The 18487-nt window shown below is 68.4% G+C and carries 16 protein-coding genes; 7 read left to right on the top strand and 9 right to left on the bottom strand.

Features of this window, described 5'->3' with window-relative positions; translation table 11 throughout:
• The first annotated feature begins 11 nt into the window (after positions 1–11).
• Both AB0I34_RS37135 and AB0I34_RS37130 read left to right on the top strand, forming a co-directional pair.
• Positions 12–1241, top strand: a complete 1230-nt coding sequence (locus AB0I34_RS37135; protein WP_360454822.1) for a sensor histidine kinase — start codon at positions 12–14, stop codon at positions 1239–1241.
• Positions 1234–1866, top strand: a complete 633-nt coding sequence (locus AB0I34_RS37130) for a response regulator transcription factor (RefSeq protein WP_360454819.1) — start codon at positions 1234–1236, stop codon at positions 1864–1866. Before AB0I34_RS37135 ends, AB0I34_RS37130 begins: the two co-directional genes overlap by 8 nt.
• A gap of 34 nt (positions 1867–1900) precedes the next feature.
• On the opposite strand, the gene AB0I34_RS37125 is transcribed toward AB0I34_RS37130, so the two are convergent.
• Genes AB0I34_RS37125 through AB0I34_RS37110 form a run of 4 tightly spaced genes read right to left on the bottom strand, consistent with a single transcriptional unit; the run spans position 1901 to position 6328 of the window.
• Positions 1901–2782, bottom strand: a complete 882-nt coding sequence (locus AB0I34_RS37125) for a carbohydrate ABC transporter permease (RefSeq protein ID WP_360454816.1) — start codon at positions 2780–2782, stop codon at positions 1901–1903.
• A complete protein-coding gene (locus tag AB0I34_RS37120; protein WP_360454813.1) occupies positions 2779–3825 on the bottom strand; it encodes a sugar ABC transporter permease in 1047 nt (348 codons plus the stop codon). The genes AB0I34_RS37125 and AB0I34_RS37120 overlap by 4 nt, the downstream gene beginning before the upstream one ends.
• An 8-nt stretch (positions 3826–3833) precedes the next feature.
• Positions 3834–5093 (bottom strand): hypothetical protein, encoded by a 1260-nt coding sequence (locus AB0I34_RS37115; protein WP_360454810.1) that lies wholly within the window; start codon positions 5091–5093, stop codon positions 3834–3836.
• Positions 5090–6328 carry a hypothetical protein gene (locus AB0I34_RS37110; protein WP_360454807.1) on the bottom strand — a complete coding sequence of 413 codons (1239 nt, stop codon included), beginning with the start codon at positions 6326–6328 and terminating at the stop codon, positions 5090–5092. The genes AB0I34_RS37115 and AB0I34_RS37110 overlap by 4 nt, the downstream gene beginning before the upstream one ends.
• Positions 6329–6430: 102 nt before the next feature.
• Here AB0I34_RS37110 and AB0I34_RS37105 point away from each other — a divergent pair, with 102 nt between their 5' ends.
• Positions 6431–8149, top strand: a complete 1719-nt coding sequence (locus tag AB0I34_RS37105; protein WP_360454804.1) for a glycoside hydrolase family 36 protein — start codon at positions 6431–6433, stop codon at positions 8147–8149.
• A 14-nt stretch (positions 8150–8163) separates the two neighbouring features.
• Positions 8164–9168 (top strand): LacI family DNA-binding transcriptional regulator, encoded by a 1005-nt coding sequence (locus tag AB0I34_RS37100; protein WP_360454801.1) that lies wholly within the window; start codon positions 8164–8166, stop codon positions 9166–9168.
• Here the strand turns inward: AB0I34_RS37100 and AB0I34_RS37095 are convergent.
• Positions 9117–10343, bottom strand: coding sequence for an MFS transporter (locus AB0I34_RS37095; RefSeq protein ID WP_360454798.1), 1227 nt, complete (start codon positions 10341–10343; stop codon positions 9117–9119). The two genes, AB0I34_RS37100 and AB0I34_RS37095, sit on opposite strands and share 52 nt — an antisense overlap.
• A gap of 67 nt (positions 10344–10410) precedes the next feature.
• On the opposite strand from AB0I34_RS37095, the gene AB0I34_RS37090 reads away from it, so the two are divergent.
• The 3 genes from AB0I34_RS37090 to AB0I34_RS37080 all read left to right on the top strand — a co-directional run bounded on the left by AB0I34_RS37090 (position 10411) and on the right by AB0I34_RS37080 (position 13137).
• Positions 10411–11388, top strand: a complete 978-nt coding sequence (locus AB0I34_RS37090; protein WP_360454795.1) for a DUF5937 family protein — start codon at positions 10411–10413, stop codon at positions 11386–11388.
• A 26-nt stretch (positions 11389–11414) separates the two neighbouring features.
• Positions 11415–12086 carry a hypothetical protein gene (locus tag AB0I34_RS37085; protein WP_360454792.1) on the top strand — a complete coding sequence of 224 codons (672 nt, stop codon included), beginning with the start codon at positions 11415–11417 and terminating at the stop codon, positions 12084–12086.
• 70 nt (positions 12087–12156) lie between these two features.
• Positions 12157–13137 (top strand): EamA family transporter, encoded by a 981-nt coding sequence (locus AB0I34_RS37080; protein WP_360454789.1) that lies wholly within the window; start codon positions 12157–12159, stop codon positions 13135–13137.
• Between the two features lie 108 nt (positions 13138–13245).
• Here AB0I34_RS37080 and AB0I34_RS37075 read toward each other — a convergent pair whose 3' ends face one another.
• From AB0I34_RS37075 to AB0I34_RS37060, 4 genes are all read right to left on the bottom strand, one after another.
• Entirely contained in the window at positions 13246–14397 is a 1152-nt protein-coding gene (locus AB0I34_RS37075; protein ID WP_360454786.1) for an alanine--tRNA ligase-related protein, read from the bottom strand.
• 232 nt (positions 14398–14629) lie between these two features.
• Complete coding sequence (locus AB0I34_RS37070) at positions 14630–15748, bottom strand: glycosyltransferase family 4 protein (RefSeq protein WP_360454783.1); 1119 nt, start codon at positions 15746–15748, stop codon at positions 14630–14632.
• A complete protein-coding gene (locus tag AB0I34_RS37065) occupies positions 15745–16989 on the bottom strand; it encodes a M48 family metallopeptidase (protein ID WP_360454781.1) in 1245 nt (414 codons plus the stop codon). Before AB0I34_RS37065 ends, AB0I34_RS37070 begins: the two co-directional genes overlap by 4 nt.
• Complete coding sequence (locus AB0I34_RS37060) at positions 16982–18439, bottom strand: hypothetical protein (RefSeq protein WP_360454778.1); 1458 nt, start codon at positions 18437–18439, stop codon at positions 16982–16984. The genes AB0I34_RS37065 and AB0I34_RS37060 overlap by 8 nt, the downstream gene beginning before the upstream one ends.
• Between the last annotated feature and the right edge of the window lie 48 nt (positions 18440–18487).

Here is an 18487-nt window from a genome sequence, read left to right as displayed (position 1 = left end):
AGACTGACAGGGTGACGACAGTGGAAGCGGACATCGATCAGCGGCAGCAGGTGTTCCGGCGGTGGCAGCCGCTTGGTCTGCTCGTCCTCGGAGCCCTCCTATCGGCCGCCACGGTCGAGCTGATCATGCCGACCGAGGCCCGGCAGACCACGGCCGCGACTCTCGTCGTCGCGGCCGTGGCGCTCCAGCTCTGGTGGGGCGACCGCACCCGCCGCGGTCCGAGCCGGCTGTCGGTCGCGTACTACGCGATCCGCTACGCGATCGGCTTCGCGCTCACCCTGATGAACCCCTTCTTCGCCTTCTACGCCGTGGCGGGGTACTTCGATGCCGAGGAACTGATTCCCGGACGACGCTGGAGACGGGTCGCGCTGTTCGCCTGCTCGATCCCGGTGGCGGGGGCGCAGACCAGTGGGATCCCTGTCGACGGCGGGATGAAGTGGATCGTCTTCGCGGTCCTCCTGGCGGGCAACAACGTGATGCTGACGCTCGTCATCCATTTCAGCGAACAGGAAGAACAACGGTCCCGGGGCCGGGCGGCCACCATCGTCGAGCTCCAGCAGGCCCGCGACGAGAACGCCGCGCTGCAGGCTCAACTCCTCGTCCAGGCAAGGGAAGCGGGCATCGCCGACGAACGCCGGCGGCTGGCGGCGGAGATCCACGACACGATCGCCCAGGGCCTGACCGGCATCATCGCCCAGCTCCAGGCTGTCGCGACCACGTCCGACCACGCGGCCGCGCGGGAGCACGTGGACCGCGCGACCGAGCTCGCCCGGCACAGCCTGGGCGAAGCCCGCCGCTCGGTCCACAACCTCGCGCCCGCGGGTCTGTCGTACGACGGCCTTCCCGAGGCGCTGCACAAGACAGTCGACCAGTGGGCGGACCGGACCGGCGTACGCACGGAGTTCACGCTCACAGGTACTGCGCAGCACCTGCATGGGGAGGTCTCGGCCACTCTCCTGCGCATCACTCAGGAAGCCTTGGCGAACGTGTCCAAGCACGCGGCCGCAACCAGGGTCGGGGTCACCCTCAGCTTCATGGACGACGAGGTCACGTTGGACATCCGCGACGACGGCAAGGGGTTCGAACCGCTCGCACTACCCGCCCGCAGCAGCACCGGCGGCTTCGGTCTGGAGGGCATGCGTGCCCGGGCCGAGCGGATCGCCGGCTCGCTCACCGTCGAGGCCGAGCCGGGCTCCGGTACGGCGGTGTCGGCTCGCGTACCGTTGGTGCTCCATGAGTGAGATCTCGCTGCTTCTCGTCGACGACCATCCGGTCGTCCGCAACGGCCTGCGCGGCATGTTCGAGTCGGTGCCCGGCTTCACCGTGCTCGCGGAGGCGTCCAACGGCGTGGAGGCGGTCGCACTGGCCGCCGACCTCGACCCCGACGTGATCCTGATGGACCTGCGCATGCCGGGAGGCGGCGGGCTCGACGCCATCAAGGAACTGACCCGCGGCGGCGCTCGCGCGAAGGTCCTGGTCCTCACCACCTGGGACACCGATGCCGACACCGTGCCCGCGATCGAGGCCGGCGCGACGGGCTACCTGCTCAAGGACGCTCCGCGGGACGAGTTGTTCACGGCCGTCCGCGAAGCTGCGGCCGGACGGACGGTCCTCTCCCCTGCCGTCGCCTCCCGCCTGGTCTCGGCCGTCCGCACCCCGGCGCCGAGTCCGCTGGCTCCCCGCGAACGCCAGGTCCTCGCACTCGTTGCCATGGGCACCTCGAACCGCGAGATAGCCCGCGAGCTGTTCATCAGCGAGGCCACGGTCAAGACGCATCTCAGCCACCTCTTCACCAAGCTCGGCGTGAACGACCGAGCAGCAGCAGTGGCGAAGGGCTACGAACAAGGCATCCTGGGCCGCGACTGATCAGGCCTCACAACACCAACAGCTTGTCCATCAGTCAGCGGCCGCCTGTGAACGTGATTCCATTGGTGATGTGCTTCTGCGCGACGAAGAACAGCACCAGACAAGGCATTGTGATCAGCACCGACGTTGCCATCAGCAACGGGGTGTCCGTGCCGTTGACGGACTGGAACCCGGCCAGTGCGAGCGGGAGCGTCTTCCACTTGTCGGAGTTGATGTAGATGGCCGGGCCGAGGAAGTTGTTCCAGTAGCCCATGAACAGCAGGATCGAGACCGCCACGACAGCCGGGCGGGCCAGCGGCAGATAGACCAGCCAGAACGTCTTGAACCACCCGCATCCGTCCACGACCGCGGCGTCGGCGAGCTCGGACGGCATCCGGGCGAAGAACTGCCGGAACAGGAAGATGTAGAACGGCGACCCGAAGAACGCCGGCAGGATCAGCGGATAGAGCGTGTCGATCATGCCGAGGTTGTTGAAGAGCATGAACTGCGGCACCATCGTCACCTCCCCCGGCAGCAGCATCGTCGCCAGGACGACGGCGAACACGACGCCCGAGAACCGCACCCGCAACCGCGCGAACGCGAAGCCCGCGAGCGAACACGAGAAGACCGTGCCGATGATCGGGATCAGCGTGGTCAGCACCGAGTTGAGGGCGTACCGCCAGAACGGGAACGACGTGATCGCCCGGGTGTAGTTGTCCCAGAGGAACTCATGCGGCCACACACTCGCGCCGGAGCTTCCCACCCCGGCCAGCGATCGCAGCGACGTCGCGAGCATCCACAGGAACGGATACACGAACACCAGTGACCCGAGGGCGAGAACGACGTACAGCACGACGGTGAGCGAGATGTTGCGCCGCCAGAACGGGCGGTCGGTGCGGAACGCCACCGCCGGCCGTGACTCCGCCAGGACTGTCATCGCCTTCTCCTCTTCCGGCCGCCGGACTGCTCGGACTCGTAGTACACGGCGAACGCGCTCCCCCGGGCCGTCACCGCGGTCAGCGCCAGGATGATGACGAACAGGATCCAGGCCAGCGCGGACGCGTAGCCCATCCGGAAGTTCTGGAACGCGTTGTCGTACAGGTAGTAGACGAAGAACAGCAGCGAATCCTTCGGGCCACCGTTCGCGATGAAGCCCTGGGTGAAGATCTGCAGCGCGCCGATGATCCCGGTCAGCGCGTTGAACAGAATGATCGGCGACATCTGCGGCAGCGTCACGTGCCAGAACAGCCGCACCGGACCGGCGCCGTCCAGCGCCGCCGCCTCGTACAGGTTCGACGGCACGTCCTTCAGCCCGGCCAGGTAGATCACCATCGCGCCGCCGACCGTCCACAGGCTCATCAGGATCACCGTCGGCAACGCCCAGGACGCATCGCTGAACCATCCAGGCCCGGTGATCCCGAACTTCCCCAGTACGTCGTTCGCCAGGCCGTACTGCGGGTTGAACACCCACAGGAACAGCACCATCTGCGCCACTCCGGACACCAGACTGGGCAGGTACCAGACGGTCCGGAAGAACCGCATCCCGGGCAACTCGGCGTTCAGCAGCATCGCCACCAGGAACGCCAGAGCGGTCTGCAGCGGCACGCTGATCAATCCGTACAGCAGCGTCACCTTCAGCGCCTGTCCGACCCGCGGATCCTGGAGCGCCTCGCTGTAGTTGGCCAGGCCAACGAACTTCGGCGGCGTGATCAGGTCCCACGAGGTCAGGCTGACGTAGATCGAGGACGCCATCGGGCCGACCGTGAAGATGGCGAAGCCGATCAGCCACGGCGAGACGAACAGCCAGAACGCGATCGTCTTGTCGGCCCGCGGCCACTTCCGCTTCGCCCCGTACGCCGCCAGTCCGATGACGGCGTACAGGACGATCAGCAGGAGCAGGAACGGGACCAGCGGCACGAGTACGGCGGGGACGCCCAGGGACGCCGCGAGTTCGCGGATCCAGCCGATGGTCGGGTTCATGGACTACCTCACTGCTGCTTCAGCGCGTCGGTGCACTTGGCGGCGAGCTGCGGCAGCACCTTGGCGACGTCGTCCTTGCCGCTGCCGAGCGGGGTGTAGCTGGTCATCCCCTTGTCCGCGTCGCCGGAGATCTGCGCCTCGCGAGCGACCGAGACACCGACCTGGCCGTTCTTCAGCGCGGTGGTGAACGCGGCCAGGTTGCGGTCGGCCGGCAGCACCTTCTCCAGCGTCGGCGTCGAGGCGGCGATGATCGGTACGCCGAGGGCCGTGTTGCCCTGGATCAGCTGGTCCTGGGCAACCTGCTGGGTGCTGGCGAACTCGACGAACTTCTTCGCCGTCTCGAGTTGCTTGCCGGTCGCCTTCTTGCTGATCGCGAGCCCGTCGACCTCCATCGGGAATCCCTTGCCGGGAACCGGGACCAGCGTCCACGCGGGCTTGCTGATCTTGGCGAAGTCCGCGACCGTCCACGGCCCGAAGTCGCTGAAGGTGGCCAGCCGGCCGGCCGCGAACCACTGCGCCTGGTCCTGCCCCTCGATGTCCAGCGAGGTCGGCGCGTACCGCTCCTTCTGCATGTCGACGACGTACTGCGCGGTCTTCACGCCGGTCTCGTCGCCGAAGGTGCACTGGCTCGCGTCGGCGTTGTAGTAGCCGCCGCCGGCCGCGGTCAGCCAGCCGCGGTACCAGAGATTGCTCGACCCGAAGACGCGAGCCTTGCCGTCACCGTGCGACAGCTTGGCCGCGATCGTCTTGAACTCGTCCAGCGTCAGCGGAGTCGTTGTGCTGGGCAACGGTACGCCGGCAGCCTTGAACGCGTCGACGTTGATCGCCATCACCTTGGGCTTGGCCGCGAACGGCGTCGCGTAGTACTTGCCCTGGAACTGCAGCGCCGAGGAGATGTTCGGCTGCACGTACTTGCCCGGGTCGACCTGCTGCTCGGCGAAGCTGGGCGCGAACCCGGCCAGGCTGGTGTTGCTGATCTCCATCACGGTCGACTGGGTGCCGCCGGCGATCGAGGTCTGGATCTTCTGCTCGTAGTCGGACTGGATCCAGTTCGTGGTCACCTTCGTGCCCTGGTTGGCCTGCTCGAACTTGGCCGCGATCGCCTTCAGCGACGCGGCTTCGGAGTTCGTGCCCCAGAACGAGAAGGTGATGTCGGCGGAGCCGCCGTCGTCCTTGGAGTTGTTGGCGGCGGGCTGGCTGCCGGTGGCGCACCCTGCGGCCAGCAGGAGTGCCGTCGCAGCGGGCAGCAAACGATAGGGAAGCTTCATGAGGGGTCCTTCGTCGGTGTGCTGACCCGGGCGGTCCGACCGGGCTCGATCGTGCGGGGACCGGTGCGGCCGACCGTCACCGTGAGCGGCCCGGGTCCGCTGTGCACGGTGACTTCGGTCGTACGCCGGCCTTCTTGGTGAATGCGGAGATCCCAGTCGCCGACCCGGACGTGATCGGCGGTCAGCCAGTCGATCTCGGCCGGCAGGTGGGACTCGATCGTCAGGGCCGCGTTCGGGGCGTCCGGGCGCAGCCCGAGCAGTCCGGCGACCAGGTGTTCGATGACGGTGAAGGAGATCTCCGGGTAGTCGTCCCGGCTGTCGATCAGGTGCTTCGTCCAGCGCCAGGCCGACTCGCCGCGACCGTTCCGGAACAGCAGCTCGGGCAGGTAGCTGAACGACTCGATGTTCAGCGGAGGGTGGGTCTCCAGCTGGGCTTCGACATAGTCCAGGAGCCGCTCGTTGCGTTCGCCGGTCCCACTCAGTCCGAACAGCGCGACCAGATCGTGCGACTCCAGTCCCCAGCCGTAGTCGAACCCGTCCTTGGTCCGCCCACGCGCGAACTGTTCCCCGTTCCACCAGTCGTCGAGGAAGGTCGCCTGGATCCGGTCGGCCTCGGCATGGTGCCCGAGTTTGCGGAGTACGGCGTACTGGAGGGCCAGGCCGTCGCCCGCGACGATGAGCGGCGCCTCCCGCTCGTTGTAGGTGGCGGTGCCGAGGAAGATGTCCCCGGTCCCGCCCGCCTCGGGGATGCCGTCGCCGTCGCTGTCGTGTGCCGCGACGAATTCGCCGATGCTGTGCCGGTAGTACGCCGCCAGGTCGGGATCGTCCAGCCATCGGCGGTCGCCGGTCCAGTCGTACTGTTCCAGCGCCCGGTAGGTCAGATCGAACACCGCGGGGATCTCCCGGACGAAGTGCTCGTCGTGGTGGTAGTCGAGTGCGGCGATGCGCCCGTCGAAGTGGAACGCCCAGATCGGGAACCACTTCCGGGCCGGTGTCGCCGAGGCGGCGAAATGCCGGAACATCGCGAAGTTCTCCGCGTCCAGGCCGAGCAGATGCGCGCCGGCCGCCTGATGGCAGACGTCGCGCGAGTAGAACATCGGCCGGGACGGATAACCGGCCCAGTACGACGGCAGATTGCCCGGCGCGGCGTCGGTCCGGACCCAGTCCAGGGCCCGCTTCCGGGCCCAGGCGAAGGCGTCCTCGACGTAGCTGTTGCCGGAGGTCAGAGCCAGCACGGCCACTCCTCGGAACATCGGATATTAGCGCTAAAACTAGAGAGGTGGACCAATTCCGTCAATACCTTCTGAGGTCTTGGTTTTACCGCTATAGTCCACGGCGTGACGACTTTCGAGATCCGCTCCCCCGGCGGCCTGTGCCGGACCGGCACAGCGAGCGGCGCGGCGTCGGTGACCGAGCTGCCGACGACCGAGCCGGGCGTACTGCGGTACGAGGTGGTGGCCGCCGGTCCGGTCACCCTGCGCTTCGCCTGGCCGGCCGAGTCGGCGGTGTCACTGTGGCGGGCGACGCAATCGTCGCGGCGAGAGCTGCCGACCGACTGGGGCTCTCGTCGTGAGATCCGGTCGGTCCGCTCCGCGCCGGTCGGCACCCTGGTCGACGCGCAGGACCGGAACCTGCTGACCGTGTCGCTGTCGTCGGACGTCCGCGGCTGCGACTTCGCCATCGGGGTTCACGAGGAGACCGCCGAGCAACTGGTCGAGTTGATCGTCGACGACGTCGAAGGCCAGAGCTTCGTCCTGCGGATCGACGTCCGCGACCTGCACTTCGCCGAGGCGCTCGACGGTGTCACCGCCGACTGGACCGCCGAGCTCGGCGACCGGATCGTGCCGGTGCCTGAGCTGGCCCGGCAGCCGATGTACTCGACCTGGTACAGCGACCATCAGCACGTGTCCGCCGAGTCGGTCGAGCGTCACGCCCGCGACGGGGCGGCGTACGGCTGTGCGGCCGTGATCGTCGACGACGGCTGGCAGACGGACGACACCGCGCGCGGCTACGCGTACTGCGGTGACTGGGAGCCGACCAGCCGGACATTCCCCGACATGTCCGAGCATGTACGACGCGTGCACGATCTCGGACTGAGCTACGTGCTCTGGCTCGCGCCGCCGCTGATCGGTGTGCACTCCAAGGCGTGGGACCGCTTGAAGGACCGCACCCTCGGGTTCGCCGACGGACAGGTCACCGCGGTGCTGGACCCGCGCTATACCGAGGTGCGCGAGCATCTGGTCGAGTGCTGCATCCGGCCGGTGCGTGATTGGGGAGTCGACGGCCTGAAGCTCGACTTCATCGACTCGTGGGCCTGGGACAATCCTCCTCCGGCGCCTGACGGCGACTGCACGTCCGTCGACGAGGGCGTCGAGCTGTTCCTACAGGCGGTCACCACTGAGCTGAAGCGGTTGCGGCCGGACGTGCTGATCGAGTTCCGGCAGGACTACGTGAACCCACGGCTGTGGCAGTTCGGCACGTTCCTGCGGGCCGGCGACTGCGCGATGGACCCGGTGGAGAACCGGGTTCGCACCATCGACAGCCGACTGCTGGCCGGCGGTCGCGCGGTCCACTCGGACATGCTGATGTGGCATCCCGACGCGTCGGCGGAGACCGTGGCCCAGCAGTTCATCGGCGCGATGTTCAGTACGCCGCAGGTGTCGATGGAGCTCAACGCGTTGTCCGCCGAGCACGAGCGGGTCGTGCGGTACTGGCTCGGGTTCCTCCGCGATCACGCCGGCGTACTGCTGGACGGCGTACTGGTTCCGTCGCGGCCGGACGCGCGGTATCCGCAGGTGCGGGCTGTCGGCTCGACGACCGTGGTGGCCGCTTTCACCAATCCTGTGGTGCGATTGGCCGACTCGCATCTGCCGGTGGTGCTGGTGAACGGTGGCAGCTCGGGCCGGCTCATCGTCGAGGGTGCCGGGCCTGGACCGGTCGACCTCGTAGTGTCGGACTGCTCGGGCACGGAGGTGTATCGCAGTACGACGACACCGCCGGAGCTGTGGGCGATCGACGTACCAGTGGCTGGGGTGGCCAGGATCGTGCGGAACTGACTGAGGGGGCTGGATTGGCGGAGCAGAGGAAACCACGCCGGACGACGGTCGCGGACGTGGCCCGGTTGGCCGGGGTGTCGGCGATGACGGTGTCGAACGTGCTGAACGCGCCGCATCGGGTGAGCGAGCCGACGGTCCAGACCGTCCGCGCCGCGATCGAGGAGCTCGGGTACATGCCGAACCACGCGGCCCGGGCGCTGTCGTCCGGCCGCAGTCAGGTGATCGGGCTGCCGCTGTACCTCGAGGACGACACGTTCAGCGAGCAGAACCCCGGCCTGGGTGGCTTCCTGCACGGTCTCCTCGGCGGTCTGGTGAAGGCGGCAGCGATCTCCGGGTACGGCGTTCACGTCACCACGCCGACCGAGGGCGCGACCGAGATCGCCCTCTACGAGAGGCTGATCGCGGCCCGGCAGGTCGATGCGATCGTCGTACTCGAGACGATGCCGAAGGACGAACGGATCGAGTTCCTCAGCCAGCGGCGGTTCCCGTTCGTGGCGTTCGGGCGGACCGGGCCGCAGCATCGGCAGTGCTGGGTCGACGTGGACAACGAGACCTCGATGGTGGGGATCGCGCAGCATCTGCGGTCGACCGGCCGCGAGCGGGCCGTGTACCTCGCGACGGACAGTGCGCTGCCGTGGGTGCATCAGCGGCAGGCCGGGTTCCTGCGGGAGTTCCCGTCCGCCGTCGTACGGTCGTTCGGTTCGCTGGAGGCAGTCGCGGCGTACGTCGCCGAGGCCGATCGGCCGGATGTGTTCGTGGCGGACAACGATGCTTATGCCGTGGTCGCGATGCGCGCGTTGCAGCGGCGCGGGATCACGGTCGGCGAGGATGTCGCGGTCACCGGGTTCAACGACTTTCCGTTCGCGAGCATGCTCGACACTCCGCTGACGACGGCACGGATTCCGTTGCGTGACATCGCGCGTTGCCTGTTCGAGCGCGCGCTGCGCGAGATCAGTGGCGACACCGATCAGCCGGGACGGCTCGTCACCGCGCCCTTGGTGGTGCGGTCGAGCGCCTGACGGGCGATCAGCAGGGTGGCCGCCGTACCGAGGACTCCGGCGGCGGCGATGGTGAGGTTCGGTGCGAGGAAGGTGCCGACGACGCCGGCCAGCGCGATGCTGACGCCCTGGATCGCCATCAGGCCGCTGGTCTGGACGGTGAACAGGCGGCCGCGGTACGACGGGTCGACCGCCTGAAGGATCAGCGGGTCGATCCCCTGGTTGAAGGCGTACCCGGCGCCGGCGATCGCCAGCAGGACGGCCGCGATCGGGACGTTCGGCGTGGCCACGAAGGCGACTGCGGGGATCTGACTGGCAAGAAGCAAGGGGACGACGAGCCGTCGCCGCGTGGAAGGGGTAAACCGCGCGACGACGAGCTCGCCGAGTACTGTGCCGGCCGCGTAGCCGGTGAAGAGGACGCCCGCCTTCGCGGCCACTGAACCCGCCTGGGCGGTGTAGGCGACCGCGAGTCCGTCCGGGACCGAGGAGAAGGCCGGCGCGACCCAGGTCAGCATGATCAGGTGGCGGAGCCGGGCGTTGGCGAACAGGTAACGCAGACCCGTCCAGGAGTCGGCGATCGTGGTGCTCGTACGGCTGCCCGCCGGGGTGTACGGCGTACCGAGGCCGATGAGCAGCGCGGACGCGAGGAAGGTCGCCGAGTCGGGCGCGAGCAGCCAGGTAGAGCCGATCGCGGCGACCGCTGTCGCACCCAGCGCGAACCCCGTCAGCACGGTCACCTGGCTGATTGCCCGAAGCAACGAGCGTCCGATCGGGAACAGGTCCTGCGGCAGCAACTGCGCCAGACTCGCCGCTCGCGCCCCGGCGAAGACGGGCGCGATGATCCCGCTCACCAGCAACAACCCGAGCAACGCCGCGACCGGCATACCCGGGATCACCATCACCCCGATGCACACCGCGCTCAACACGTCGCAAACCACCAACACCCGTCGCGCCGGGAAGCGGTCCGCTACCGACGACAACAGCACCCCACCCAGCGCATAAGGCAGGAACGAACACACCAGCACCAGCGCCGACAGCAACGCGGACCCGGTCCGCTCGAACACCACGATCGACAGGGCGACCTGAGCCGCGACCGTCCCCACCATCGACACTGCGTGCGCGAGGAACACGCTCCGCATGCCAGGAACCTGCAGGACAGATCGATAGCCGTAGGTCGCCGGGGTACTCACACTCACGCCGCGAGCGTGCACGACGGGGAACGGCCGGGCGTAGAGTTTTGGGTGTGGCCGAAAGTTCTGTGCGATGACGGTGTTGCGGTTCACGCAGAAGGACGCGCTGCGGTGCCGGTTCGGGGCCTCGCAACTGTGGGAGACGATGTCCGCGGTGCGGGTGCTGCACGGGTTGAAGCACCGGCAGTTGTACCTGCCGTGGGTCGCGGCGAAACGGGAGGCCGCGGCTCAGCTGGATCTACGCGGATTGAAGGCACTGCAGCCTCGCGTCGGGTTCACACCTGACTTCCTGACGCCGCCGCCGAAGGCGTCCCGGGCGAAGTTCGCGACCGAGATCGCGCGCGTCCGCAGTACGCCGCTCGATCGGGTCCGGGCCGAGTTGACCCGGTCCCGCGACGAACTGAACAACCCCGCCGCACCGGAGATCAACCGGATGCTCGAGGACCCGGCCGGAGCGCGGGAACGGCTCGCGGACGAGATCGAGACCGCGTGGACCACGCTGATCCGGCCCGACTGGCCGCTGATCAGCCGCGTCCTCGAGGACGACATCGCCTATCGCGGGCGGCAACTCACCGACGGCGGACTGGCCGGATTGTTCGACGACCTGCACCCCACGCTCACCTGGGAGGACGACCGTCTCATCGCGGCCCGCTACCGCGATCAGGATCGAGAGCTCACCGGCCAGGGACTCCTCCTCGTTCCAGGCGTCTTCCAGTGGCCGTACCTTGTGATGGTCGTCGACCCGACGTACCAACCGACTGTCGTCTACCCAGCCCGCGGAGCCGCCCGGCTCTGGTCCGACGCGCCCGCTCCCCCGGACCCACTCGCCCGTCTGCTCGGTCGCACGCGCGCCACCCTGCTCGTCGCATTGGACCCGCCGTCCACGACCAGTGCGCTCGCCGCGGAGTACGGACTGGCACTGGCCACGGTCGCCGAGCATCTGGCCGCGCTCCACGACGCCGGTCTGGCGTCACGGCGTCGTACAGGTCATCAGGTGCACTACCGACGTACCGAAGTAGGACAGGCAGTCGTCGACGCTTCCGTTGGTTGAGGGCGGTCCCGGGTCAGAATGCTGGAGTGAACAAGGATCCGAAGACTGCGGAACCCAGCATGCGTCACATCCGGCGCTGGCCGGCTTCGCTGGCGGTGATCGCGGCACTGGTCCTGCAACTGCTCGTGCCGACCGAGATCAGCACCCTGCCGCGCTGGCTGATGCCCGCCATCGGCGGGGCCCTCCTGATCCCGCTGGTCTGGGCGAACCCGTTCCACCTGACCCGCGACGAGCCGTGGCTGCGCTGGGTCGAGATCGTGCTGCTCGCGGTGCTCGTGCTGGTGAACGCCTTCTATCTGACCGGACTGATCTTCTTCCTCGGCTCCGGTGAGGTGGACAACGGCAGGGTGCTGGTCAAGGCGGCGCTCCTGATCTGGGTGACGAACGTCGTCGCCTTCGCCGTCTGGTACTGGGAGATCGATCGCGGCGGGCCGTTCGCCCGGGCGCCCGAGCACGAGCGCGAGGCGGAACGGGCGGACCTGCTGTTCCCGCAGATGACGGTCGACCTGCCGGGCTGGGATCGCTGGCTGCCCGGATTCACCGACTATCTGTTCGTCGCGTTCACCGCCGCGACCGCGTTCAGCCCGACCGACACGATGCCGCTGACGGCCCGGGTGAAGACTCTGATGACGATCCAGTCGGCGATCGCACTGCTGACCGTCGGGATCGTCGCGGCGCGCGCGATCAACGTGCTCTGACCACCAAGGCGTCTCTCTGGCCGAGAATCGCGCTCGACAGCCATGTAATGGGCATGAGACTGTTATGCCCATGTACAGCACGAAGTCGGTGGGGTTGGGGTTCGCGGTCTTCTCCGCGGTCACTTTCGGTGGGTCGGGGCCGTTCGCCAAGGCCCTGATCGGTGCCGGCTTCTCACCGGAACAGGCGGCCTGGTTACGGATCCTCGGCGCCGCCGCCCTCCTCGTGCCGCTCGCGCTGGCGTTCCGCGGCTCCGCGGGTCTGCGCGCCGCCCGCGCGTCGTGGAAGGCCCTCGTCCTCTACGGCCTGACCGGGATCGCCGGCTGCCAGACGCTGTTCTTCATCGCGGCCAGCCGGCTGCCGGTGGGCGTCGCGCTGATGCTGGAGTTCTCCGGGCCGGTGCTCGTGGTCGCGTGGCTCAAGTTCGGACAGAAGGTCGCCGTACCGCGGACCGCCGCGGTCGGGGTCGGCATCGCGCTGATCGGCCTGGCCACGGTGGTGGAGATCTGGTCCGGCGTACAGATCGACGCGGTCGGCCTGATCGCGGGTCTCGCCGCGGCCGCGTGCCAGGCGACGTACTTCATCCTGATCGAGAAGCTGACCGGTGCCGCGGATCCGCTGGTGATGACCGCGGCCGGCAGTGTGGTCGGAGCGGTTGTGCTGACCGCGATCGCGTCACCGTGGGGCGTCCCGTGGCACACGCTGGCTGACACGATCGCGATCGGCCACCGGCACGCGCCGGGCTGGGTCCTGGCCGGCTGGCTGATCGTCGTCAGCACCGTCGTCGCCTACCTGGCCGGCGCGGCCGCGGTGCAGCGGCTCTCTGCGGCCATCGGCGGCGCGGTCGCGTACGTCGAGGTGGTTGCCGCCAGCATCTTCGCCTGGATCCTTCTCAACGAGACACTGCGCACCAACCAGATCATCGGCGGCGTGATCGTGCTGGCCGGCGCGTTCGTGGCCCAGTCGTCGGTCGGGAAGGTCGCACCTCCGGAGATCCCGGATTCGGACATGACTCCGGATCCCCAGCACCCGGAGGTCCTGGATCCGGTCTGACCGTTCCGAAGAACGGGTAGTAGTTCGCCGGGCCGCCGCGAGGCCCGCTCGGCGAGGTCCGGCAGGAGCCGAATCCGGCGAGTACTACCCGTTCGTCGGTACACCTCGTCACCGCAACGAGTCGACCAGTTCCCGCGGCAGACCGTGGGTTTCGTGCAGGTACTCGTAGTCGGTGTCGTCGAGCGACTTGTGAAAACGCTCGTGGCTGAGCACCTTCCGGCCGCGGTCGAGCAGGTTGCTGAACCGGATCTCCTCGTCGATCAGGATCCGCCGCACCAGCGTGACGGTCTCGCCCTGGTGGAAGTGGTTCAGCGTGTGCTCGAACAACTCCAGCGGCAGGTCGGACAGCGTCCGCGACTCGTCGTCGCGCCACAGAATCGTGAGCACCCGGCGGATCAGCCGGCGCAGCACGTAGCCGCGGCCGGTGTTCGACGGGTGCACGCCGTCGCCGACGATCACCATGCTGGAGCGCAGGTGGTCGATGACGATCCGCTGGGACTGCTCGTCGAGCCGCCACAGCGTCGGCACGATCCGCATCCACGGCTCGAACAGCGAGGTCTCGTAGACCGAGTCCTTGCCCTCGAGCAGCATCGTGAGCCGCTCGAGGCCGAGCCCGGTGTCGATGTTCTGCTGCTTCAGGCCCTCGAGCGATCCGTCGTCGAGGCGGCGATAGCGCATCATCACGTGGTTCCACACCTCGACCCAGCGCTTGTCGGTGCTCGGCGTACCCTCCGGGCTGCCCTCGCCGGTCCAGACGAACATCTCCGAGTCGGGCCCGCATGGACCGGTCGGGCCGTTCGACCACCAGTTGTCCTCGGTGGTCAGCTCGATCGGCACGCCGAGCTCCTGCCAGGTGTGCAGTGACTCCTGGTCGAGCGGGACCTCGTCGTCACCGCCGAACACGGTCACGTACAGCCGGCCCGGGTCGATCTTGAAGCCCTCGGTCAGCAGCTCGTAGCCCCAGCGCAGGGTCTGGCTGCTGCCGTAGTCCCCGAGCGACCACGAGCCGAGCATCTCGAACACGGTGAGGTGGGTCGGGTCCCCCACCTCGTCGAGGTCGGTGGTGCGCAGGCATCGCTGCACACCGGTGAGTCTGCGCCCCAGTGGATGGGGTTCCCCTTCCAGATAAGGCGTCAGCGGATGCATCCCGGAGGTCGTGAACAGCACGGGATCACCCAGCCGCGGGATGAGCGTGGACCCCGTGGTCGGAACGTGGTCCCGGTCGAGGAAGAAGTCGATGAAAGTCCTGGTGATGGTCATGATTGTGGTTCCTTGTCTGTACTGACCGGAACCAGACCACCGGGCTACGGAAACAACAACACCGGCGAACCGTTTCCGGTCGCCGGTGGAAGTTTCAGGATGTCAGGCCGCGGCAGCCGGAGAGCATTGAGCTCGTACGGCTGCGGCAAGTCGGGACATCTGATGCATATCCGCAGAGTACACGAACCGACCACAGGTTCGTCCACCACGTTCTGGTCACACGTCGTCCTGATCACATGTCCAGGAGCTCCCGGAGCATGGCGCCACTGCGGTCCCACGACCACTCGCGTCGTACCCAGTCCCGGCCCGCCGAGCCCATGGCCCGGGCGTGGGCGGGATCGGAGAGGAGCTCGGCGATGCGTACGCCGACCGGGACGGGGTTGTACGGGTCGACGAGGTAGCCGGTCTCGCCGTGGCGGACTGTGTCGCCGGCGCCACCGGAGTCTCCGACCACGACCGGCTTCCCGGTGGCGGACGCCTCGAGCGTGACGATCCCGAGCGCCTCGGGCTCGAACCCGAGCCGCCGGGTCCGGCACGGCATCGCGAACACGTCCGCAGCATCGACGTACGGCGGGATGTCGGCCCACGGAACCGGGCCGGTGAACACCACCGACGACCGGACACCGACCGCCGACGCAAGTCCTTCGAGCCGCTCGCGGTCGGGACCGCCGCCGACCAGGAGGAGCATCGCCGACGGTACGGCGGCCAGGACGCGAGGCCAGGCGCGGATCAAAGTGTCCTGACCTTTGCGTGGAATCAGCCGCGACACGCACGCGACCAGCGGGACGCCCTCGAGCCCGAGTCCTTTGCGGACCTGCTCTCCCCCGCAGTCCGGGAAGAATCGCTCCGTGTCGACCCCGGGCGTCAACCGGCGCATCCGCCGTACCGCGGCCGGCGACAGTGCCGGGGCGATCTGATCCGCGCACCACGACGAGACGGTCGTCACCGTGTCCGCGGCGTCGCCGATGCGCCGCAACGCCTGCCGCGTTCCGGGGACGCCGGCCCACCACGTCTCGTGCCCGTGGGTCATCGCCACGATCCGCCGTGCGCCGGCCCGTCGGAGCGCCGGGCCCATCAGGCCGAGTGGAGCGGCCGCGCCGAACAGCACCCGGTCGGCGTCGTACTCGCGCATCAGGCGGACGGCGTACTTCGTGACTCGGGCCGTCGGCAACAACATCGTGCTCCGGTCCCGCACGACCGGGAACGGGAGTCCGGCATCGTACGCCGCGGCGCCGGGTGAACGGGAGGTGTAGACGACGACCTCGTCGAGCTGATCGCACAATGACCGGACGAACGTCTCGATCCCGCCTTGCCGTGGCGGGAAGTCATTGGTGACGACGAGCACGGTCACCGGTCGACCAGCGGCGGTACGGTCTCGCCGTGTGCGGTGGCCCAGGCCCGGCCCATCGCGATCCGCTCAGGCGCGGTCGGGTGGGTGGCGAACATCCAGTACCGCCAGCGGCTCGGGTCGAGACCGGAGATGTTCGTGACCGCCAGGTCGTGCTGCATCGCGACGAAGTCCTGCGGGTCCTTCGTCAACTGGAGCGAGTGATAGTCCGCGCGGGCCTCGATCTTGCGGCTGACCAGGTTCTGCACCGGGGAGGCGAGCGTCGTACCGGCGACGATCAGGGCCAGCAGCATCGCAGTACGGCGCGGGTCTGCCATCCGGGTCCCGAGCAACAACTTGAGCAGCGTCACGGCGAAGGCGGCGCCGAGGACACCGATCAACGTGCCGTGCAGTACGTCGTCCTCCGCGGCGTGCCCGAGTTCGTGCGCGACCACCAGCCGGATCTGCGCCGGCGGGGTGTCCTTCAGGAGTGTGTCGTAGACGACCAGCCGGCGGGTCGATCCGAAGCCGGAAACGTAGGCATTCAAGGCGGTTGTGCGCTTCGACGCGTCCGCGACCAGCACGTCCTTGACCGGTACGCCGTCGTCCGCGGCCAGCTTCATGAGGTCGTCGCGCAGGGCGCCGGCCGGCATCGAGGTGAACGAGTTGAACCGCGGCTCCACCAGCACCGGGTAGGCGAACGAGACCCCGAGCACCAGCACCGCCGCCGCGATTGCCGCAGGCAACCACCAGCCCTGCCGCCAGCGCTTCGCCAGTCCGATCAGCCCGAGGGCGACGACCGCCAGCGCGAACGACATCAGCAGCCAGTTGACGGCGCGGTCGCGGGTCCACAGGCCCCAGTCCTGCACTGAGAGACCGTACTTCCGGGAGACCCGCTCGGCCATCACGTCGGTCGGGACGGTGATCAGGCTGGTGAGCAGCCCGAGCCCCGCGACCAGCAGCGGTACGACGATCCACCAGCGGCGAAGGCGGATCGCGTCGTACAGGCGGCGGCCGAGCGGGCTGAAACCGATCACCAGCGGGACCAGGATCGCGAGCACCCAGGAGGTCGTTGACCACGGCAACAGCTCGTGCCGGAACGCGTTCTGGCGGGCGATCTCGGCCGGGGTGAAGTCCAGTGCCGTCTCGGGCTTGGGCAGGTCGATCAGATGCCAGGGCGTCGTGATGACGATCGCCAGGACCAGGGCGACGGCGAGGACCAGGGCGGACGCACGGGGTATCCACCGTGCGGCCGACTCAGACACCGGCGAGCCTCTTGAGGTACTTCTGCCACTCGACGACGAACTCGGCCTCGGTCATGTCCAGGACCGACTTGAACGCGTCCGCCGAACCCGTCGAACTCTTCGACGCGTGCACCGCGCGGTAGAACTTCACCAACTTGCTCTGCCCCTCGCGCTCGGCGATCAGCCGGCACGCGAGCCAGGCCGACTCATACGCCTGCGGCAGGTCCTTCGACGACGCCGCGAACGACTGCGTGGTGGGCAGCGTGGCCGGTACATCGCCCGCCCGGATCGCCTTGAACAACTCCTTCGCCGCCGACTCGTCCTGGACAGGGACGGCGGTGAAAGCGACGTAGTCCGCGAACCCTTCGGCCAGCCACAGCGGCACCGGCGACGCGGTGGCGGTCGACGCGACGTGCGTGGTCTCGTGGGTCAGCACGATCCGCCGGCCCTGCTTGCCGAGCTCCTCGAACAGCTTCGGGTTCGCCACGATCCGCACCGGCGCACCGACCTGTGGCGTGTCCAGCTCTGCCATCGTGACTGCCGCGATCTGGGTATAGGTGTTCGGCGCGGCGCCGAGGACGGCCTCCATCTGGGCCTGCTTGGCGGGCAGGTAGACGATCACCTTCTGCCGCCATTTGCTCTTGCCCCAGACCTCGCTGACCGACTCGACCGCACGATCCGCGACCGCGACGTAGGCCCTCGCATCCGACTCCGAACCCAGACTGATGACCAGGCTGTGGTCGCTCTTGGCCACGTCGATCGGGCCGAGCGTCCAGATCGGCCGCCGCTGCCCGGCCGCGAACCGCTCCGAGAACGAGGCCGCGTACGTCGTCCCGTCGCGGGAGACGAAGGTGACCGGGAGCATCTCGCGGGCCGGCTTGGTGTCGTAGCCGGCGAGCTGCCAGGAAACCTCGACCTGAGCCAGCCAGGACTCGGAACCGCCGAGCTCGGCCTGCCGGTCCGGAGTGAGCGCGCCGGTGTCGTCACTCACGTAGCGCAGCGTGAACGCGCCGATCGGGAGGTTGGTCAGGTTGGCGAAGATCGTCCGGGCGGTGGCCCGGAACTCGGCCGCCCGCGGGTCGATGGTGGCCAGAAACTCGGTGCGGTTGTCGTTCTCGACCGCGTCGGCCATCTTCTGCAGCACCGCTTCGCCGGCGACGGCTCGCCGTACCCCTTTGGCCGCCTCGTCGGGCGTCGTGGAGGTCTGCGGCGGCTGGGCGACGGGCGAGTTCGGATCGGCCGGAGCGTCGGCGATCTGCCGGAGTCCGGCGTACCCGGCGCCTGCGACCAGGCAGATGGCGAGGCCGAGTGCCACCTTCTTCACGATCGGACCGACCGTCGGTGGCAGCTTGCGCATGAACGGCTGCGGTCCGTCATCGTCCGGGGGAACCACCGGGAGAGGCACCGTGTCGCCCTGCTCGTCGATCACCTCGGCCCCTCGCTGCTCACCTGCCCCAGTCAGGCGGGACACTACGTGCCTCCTCCGACAGTAGAGCACTCGGACGATCGTGAAACGACT

The sequence above is a fragment of the Kribbella sp. NPDC050281 genome, assembly GCF_040655855.1.
Taxonomy (GTDB): domain Bacteria; phylum Actinomycetota; class Actinomycetes; order Propionibacteriales; family Kribbellaceae; genus Kribbella.
This window is presented reverse-complemented; position numbering and strand designations above follow the sequence as displayed.